Source organism: Neisseria sp. P0021.S007 (genome assembly GCF_051956855.1).
The window spans coordinates 1-632 of sequence record NZ_JBQCXA010000689.1; the positions used below are offsets into that span (position 1 = coordinate 1).

General features: G+C 55.7%; 1 protein-coding gene. It reads right to left on the minus strand.

Annotated features, from left to right (window positions below; translation table 11 throughout):
- Window positions 1-595 (minus strand): beta-ketoacyl synthase N-terminal-like domain-containing protein (locus ACTHUR_RS15395; protein ID WP_440399506.1); only part of this gene is annotated, 595 nt, incomplete at its 3' end.
- Between the last annotated feature and the right edge of the window lie 37 nt (window positions 596-632).

A 632-nucleotide genomic window follows, 5' to 3' on the forward strand; every position in this document is an offset into this window, starting at 1 on the left:
GACAAAATTCTTCGCCACCGCCCGCCAGCATCATGTCTATCATGCCGTATTTGATGGCTTCGTAGGCATAGCCTATGCCTTGGCTGCCGGACGAACACGCGCTCGAAGTCGGAATAATGCGCCCTTTCAATCCGAAAAAGATGCCGATATTGGCGGCGGTCGTATGCGGCATCATGCGCACATAAGTATTGGCGTTGAAATTGCGCGATGTGCCGGTGTTCAGAAGTTCACCCATATCGCCGATGTCTTTGGTACTGCCGACGGACGAGCCGCACGCCACGCCCATGCGCCCGTCGGTAATGCTTTCGTCTCCAAGCAAACCTGCATCCGTCAGGGCCTGCTCCGCCGCATCGACACACAGGTGCGACACGCGCCCCATGCTTCTGAGTTGCTTGCGCGTCCAATGTTCGGGCGGAGTGTAGCCTTCAATCGGCGCGCCCAATTGCGCTTCCAATTCGGGGAAACGTCTACTCCAATCCATGTATTTGACGGCATTTTTTTCCGCTTTAAACGCCGCCTGTATGCTTTGCCAATCGCGGCCGAAGGCGGTAATGCCGCCTATGCCCGTTACTACGACGCTTCTGGTATTCAACACAAACCTCCGTTCACCGCAATCACTTGGCGCGTAATGT